The 4,984-nt window shown below is 58.0% G+C and carries 4 protein-coding genes and 1 pseudogene; all 5 read left to right on the forward strand.

The window, feature by feature from the left end:
* Window positions 1–613 (forward strand): type I glyceraldehyde-3-phosphate dehydrogenase (locus ACF8AM_RS11840; protein WP_392555831.1); only part of this gene is annotated, 613 nt, incomplete at its 5' end.
* A 190-nt stretch (window positions 614–803) separates the two neighbouring features.
* On the forward strand, window positions 804–2,027 hold the full coding sequence (obgE, locus tag ACF8AM_RS11845; protein WP_392555832.1) for a GTPase ObgE: 1,224 nt from the start codon (window positions 804–806) through the stop codon (window positions 2,025–2,027).
* A gap of 16 nt (window positions 2,028–2,043) precedes the next feature.
* On the forward strand, window positions 2,044–2,934 hold the full coding sequence (locus tag ACF8AM_RS11850; RefSeq protein WP_392555833.1) for a type III pantothenate kinase: 891 nt from the start codon (window positions 2,044–2,046) through the stop codon (window positions 2,932–2,934).
* A 526-nt stretch (window positions 2,935–3,460) separates the two neighbouring features.
* A complete protein-coding gene (locus ACF8AM_RS11855; RefSeq protein WP_392555834.1) occupies window positions 3,461–4,183 on the forward strand; it encodes a ribonuclease HI in 723 nt (240 codons plus the stop codon).
* Between the two features lie 61 nt (window positions 4,184–4,244).
* Window positions 4,245–4,984: pseudogene (locus tag ACF8AM_RS11860) on the forward strand (1,4-alpha-glucan branching enzyme); the annotation flags it as partial.

Here is a 4,984-nt window from a genome sequence, read left to right on the forward strand (position 1 = left end):
GGGCGTCAACGATGACAAGCTTTCAGCCGATTTGAACTGCGTCAGCAACGCTTCTTGCACGACCAACTGCTTGGCTCCCGTTGCCAAAATTCTGAACGATTCGTTCGGAATTGAATCGGGTGTGATGACAACTGTTCACGCTTACACCAACGACCAAAACGTTCAGGATCAGCCTCACGCTGACTTGTACCGTGCACGTGGTGCTGCTCAGAACATCATCCCAACCAGCACTGGTGCTGCCAAAGCCGTTGGTTTGGTGATTCCTGAGTTGCAGGGCAAGTTGACCGGTATCGCCATGCGAGTTCCAGTGCCAACGGGTAGCGTGGTCGATTTGACCGTCAACCTGAGCAAGGAAGTCACCAAGGAAGACATCAACTTGGCGATCCAAACCGCAGCAGAAGGCCCGATGAAGGGAATTCTGTTCTACGCTGTCGACCCAATCGTCAGCAGCGACATTGTTCACGACCCACACAGCAGCATCTTCGCAGCGGACTTCACCCAAGTCCTCGGCGACAAGGGCAAGATGGCCAAAGTCGTGTCGTGGTACGACAACGAATGGGGCTACTCGAGCCGTACCGCTGACTTGTGCAGCAAGCTCGGAAAAATGCTCTAAGAGTGTGAAAGAGCCTCAGGACCACAGCTCATCAGAGCAAAGGTTCTGAACTCCAATTCAAGCGCGGGGTGTGGTGATTCAATCATCACACCCCGTTTGCGTTGGTTGTTTCTCATGGCCATACTCAACCTTTGAATCCGCTCCCCGCCTGTGGCCCTGTGCCACTGTGGTCCTTTCCACTCTGCATCCCATGTTCTTTGATCGCGTTGAAGTTGAATTCCAAGCTGGCAAGGGTGGCGATGGCTGCATGAGCTTTCGCAAGGAAAAATACGTCCCCAAAGGCGGTCCCGATGGCGGCGACGGCGGACGCGGGGCCAGCATCATCCTAGAGGCTCGATTGGGAGTGAACTCGTTGGCCCAGTTCGCCAGCCGAAAGTTTTTCCGAGCCGAAAAGGGAGGCTTTGGGATGGGAGCTCTCCGGCATGGTCGGAAGGGCCGTGAAATGCGGCTGTACGTCCCCTGTGGAACCAGCATCATCGACGCCAAAGATGGATTCGTGATCAAGGATTTGACCCAGGTGGGGGAAGAATTCGTGATCTGCCGCGGCGGCAAAGGCGGCCACGGAAACGCTCGATTCAAAACGCCTCAAAACCAGGCGCCGCGCGTTCGGGAACTGGGCGAGCCCGGCGAAACGCGACACGTGATCATGGAGCTGAAATCGATCGCTGACGTGGGGCTGATTGGCAAACCCAACGCGGGCAAGAGCACGCTGCTTTCGCGAATCAGCAGTGCTCGTCCAGAAATCGCGGATTACCCATTCACGACCAAGTATCCCAATCTCGGCATCGTCGATGTCGATACAGAGCGATCCTTCGTGCTGGCCGACATCCCCGGTTTGATCGAGGGTGCCAGCGAGGGCATCGGGTTGGGACATGAGTTTTTGCGGCACGTCGAACGCGCCGGGTTGCTCGTTCACCTCATCGAGCCCACCCCGGTCGATGGAAGCGATCCGATCCAGAACTACGTCGCGATTCGGGAGGAACTGCAGCAATACGATGAGTCATTGGCGGACCGCGATGAATTGGTCGTGATGACTAAGTGCGAGCTGGACCCGGATGGTGATGTTCGCCAAAGGCTTCAAGCGTACTTTGACGAGCACCCCGCCAATCATTCTCGCGACCTGCGTTCGATCAGTGCCGCGACCGATGTCGGGTTGAAGGAATTGGTCGGTGACATCATGCGCCGGGTCACCAAGCGTCGCGAAGAAATGTTGGAAGCCGGAATCACACCGACGTTGGTCCGGCAGGACGATGCCCCGGTGGCACCGAAGAAGGAACGTCGCGTTCCGCCTCACAAGGCTGCTGCAACGGAAGGGTTGTCCGACCAGGTCCAGGCACAAGACGTTCAAGGTGCGGCGACTTTGTCCGACACGGGCAAAGTGATCCCCGGTGAACAACGCCAACGTCCGTCTTGAGCTGAGCGATCCAAAAATGCCAGACGACCTCCCATTTTCGAATGAATCGACGCTTCCTGGCGAATCGCAGTGCGATGTTGTCATCTTGCGAGTTGGAATCGACATTGGAAACACCGCGATCAAGGTGGTCACACAGGCAGGTGTCTCGGGCGAGCCAACCGATTCGGCCAAGGATCGTGGGCCGCAGCTTCGTTCAATCTCTTTGCGAGACCCTGAGTGGATCACGAAGTGTGTCGAACTCCTCCGGACGCTTGCAGCTCAACTAGCCGAATGTCAGTCGGCCGATTGCGAATCGGTCTGCTACGACGTGCGAGTGGCCAGCGTGAATCGAGGCTCCGCCGAACCGTTGGTGGCCGCGCTCGACGAAGCGTTCTTCGATTGCATTCGAGTGCGTTTTGTGACCCATCAAGACGTCTCGATGACCATCGATGTGAACTACCCCGATCGAGTCGGGATCGATCGATTGCTGGGTGCGGAGGCGGCGTTTCGTCGCCATGCCGCGCCCGTCATCATCGTGGACGCAGGCACCACCGTGACGGTCGATTTCGTATCAGCCGAAGGCGTGTTCTGCGGCGGAGCGATCTTGCCCGGTTTGGAGATGCAAACGGCGGCCTTGGCGGCCGGAACGGACGCGCTTCCTAAACTCGATTGGGCATCGCACCGTTGTCGCGAAATGCCCGAAGGTCCCGGTCGCGACACGGTCGCTGCCATGCGTCTGGGAGTGCTCTCTTCGGTCGCCGGTGCCGTGGAACGATTGCTTCGCATCTACGGTGGAGCCGCGACGCTGGTCGTGACCGGTGGCGACGCGGGATGTTTGGTCGATGCCTTGCCCGCGAATTGCGGTGCCGTGGAAGAACCCCATTTGGTTGCACAAGCCTTGCTGGATCTGCTGCGACCCAACGAGTAGACGCGGATCGCAACGACGTTCCGCGACGGGTTGTTTTTCGACGGGAATGGTGAGAGCGGAGGCGTTGCGTGATCCAACCGCGGAGCGGCGACAGTTGTTTGGAACGCGATTCCGGATTTCGTCGCGTGATGACTTGGTCGCACCTCCTGCGTTGCGACTGGCGATGCGTGCGGGTTGCGCGGACTTCAACGGTTGGACGATCGGTTGTTAATTCGCGCAAACCTTTTTGAGCAGGAAAGCTTTTCTGGGGAGGCTGAGCGAGACGAAAGCACTCTCTGTCGCCAGGCGGTCGCATTGAAGTTTCGGCAAGCTGAAATCGCAGCAACATTTGATAGCCGACGCATGCACCCCTGGAGATTGGCACCGATGGATCGCGTCTCATTGCTTTCCCCTCCCTAGCAATCGATGCGTGGAGCGATGCGGCGGCCCTCTTGTCCAAGGATCCGGGCGAGAACCAAGGGGCCGCCGCCAGACCGATCGCAACTCACACATTGATAGCACGTCGAACTCACTGGCGAACCCAACCATGATGGATCCTTTGCAGTCACTCGAAGAATTCGCGTCGATGACGTCCGAATTCGGCGATCCCGATTTCAACCCCGCACCCGCGAAACCTCGCGGATCCTTTTTGTTGGTTGTCTCAGCGAACAGCACGTCGCTGACCGATGGCCGTTGGCAATTTGTGATCGAGACTTCCGATGGGCGTCCGGTGATGGAAGCTGAGGATCAAGAATTTGGCGACCTGAACCGACTGTCTTTGCTGGCCGCCGTTCGAGGCCTCGAAGCGATGGACGGCCCGTCCGGCATCACGCTGCTCAGCCACAACCGATATTTGATTCGCTCGCTCACCGATTCGTTGCCGCGATGGCGACGCAGTGATTTCGTGTGGGACCACTTTGGCCGCCGCGTCGAAGTCCAGCACGCCGATCTGTGGCGACGAGTCGATCACGCGTTGGGCATCCATGAGGTCCAAGCGTGCTTGGTGACGTCCCGGTTGGTCAGCCGAAAACCTGATCATGTCGCACCGGATGGCGCGATTCCTGCGGCCGAGGTCAATGAGCTGACTGCCCGCGAATCGTCCCCTTTGAGCGATCCCTGGTCGCGAATCGACCAGGCTCACGCGGGCCCTCCTGCACCCAAGTCCAATCGAACCGTTCCCACCGCCAACGACCGTCTGCGGGATTGGCTGCTGAGCACGGCTGTTTCAGCGAGCGGAATCCAGCGTTCCAACCCGATCAAAACGTCCTGATTTTCAGGCGTGTTTTCTACCTTTTGACCTCATTTTCAATCAATCCATTCGTAGTTCAGCCATGAATTCGCAGCTTTCACTATCGACCATTCAGTCACTCGTTGATGGCAGTGTGGCGAACCCGGGTAGTTTATTGGGCCGTCACCCTGTCAACTATCAGGGTCGAGAAGCCACGTCCGTTCGCGTGTTGGAACCCAACGCCGAATCCGTTTGGCTGATCGATTCGGCAAGCGGTTTGCGGCGTCCCATGCGAAGGCTGCATCCCGGCGGATTCTTCGAAGCGATCTGCGATGAGCCCATCAACACGCCCTCCACGTCCAGACTGCAAATGATCGACAAGACCGGCAAAGAAATGAAGACGACTTCTCCCTACACCGTCCCCAGCCTCTTCAGCGATTTGGATCGCTACCTGATCGGTGAAGGCCGCCACCACCAACTGTACGAGTGTCTGGGAGCACAAATTCGCGAAGTCGAAGGCGTCAAAGGCGTGAACTTCGCGGTTTGGGCGCCAAACGCTCGGGCGGTCCAAGTCGTCGGTGATTTCAATGGCTGGGACGGACGCGGCCACGTGGCTCAACCGGTTGAATCGACTGGGATTTGGGAATTGTTCTTGCCCGGCGCAACGGTCGGCCAAAAGTACAAATTCCGCATCCAGACCGAGCACGGGCATTGGATGGACAAGTGCGACCCGTACGCTTTCGCGGCTGAGTTGCCACCACTGACGGCGAATATCATCACCGACATCAGCAACTACACCTGGAACGATTCGGATTGGTTGCAGCAGCGGTCAGAAGTCGACCC

The sequence above is a fragment of the Rhodopirellula sp. JB055 genome, assembly GCF_043100905.1.
Classification (GTDB): Bacteria; Planctomycetota; Planctomycetia; order Pirellulales; family Pirellulaceae; genus Rhodopirellula.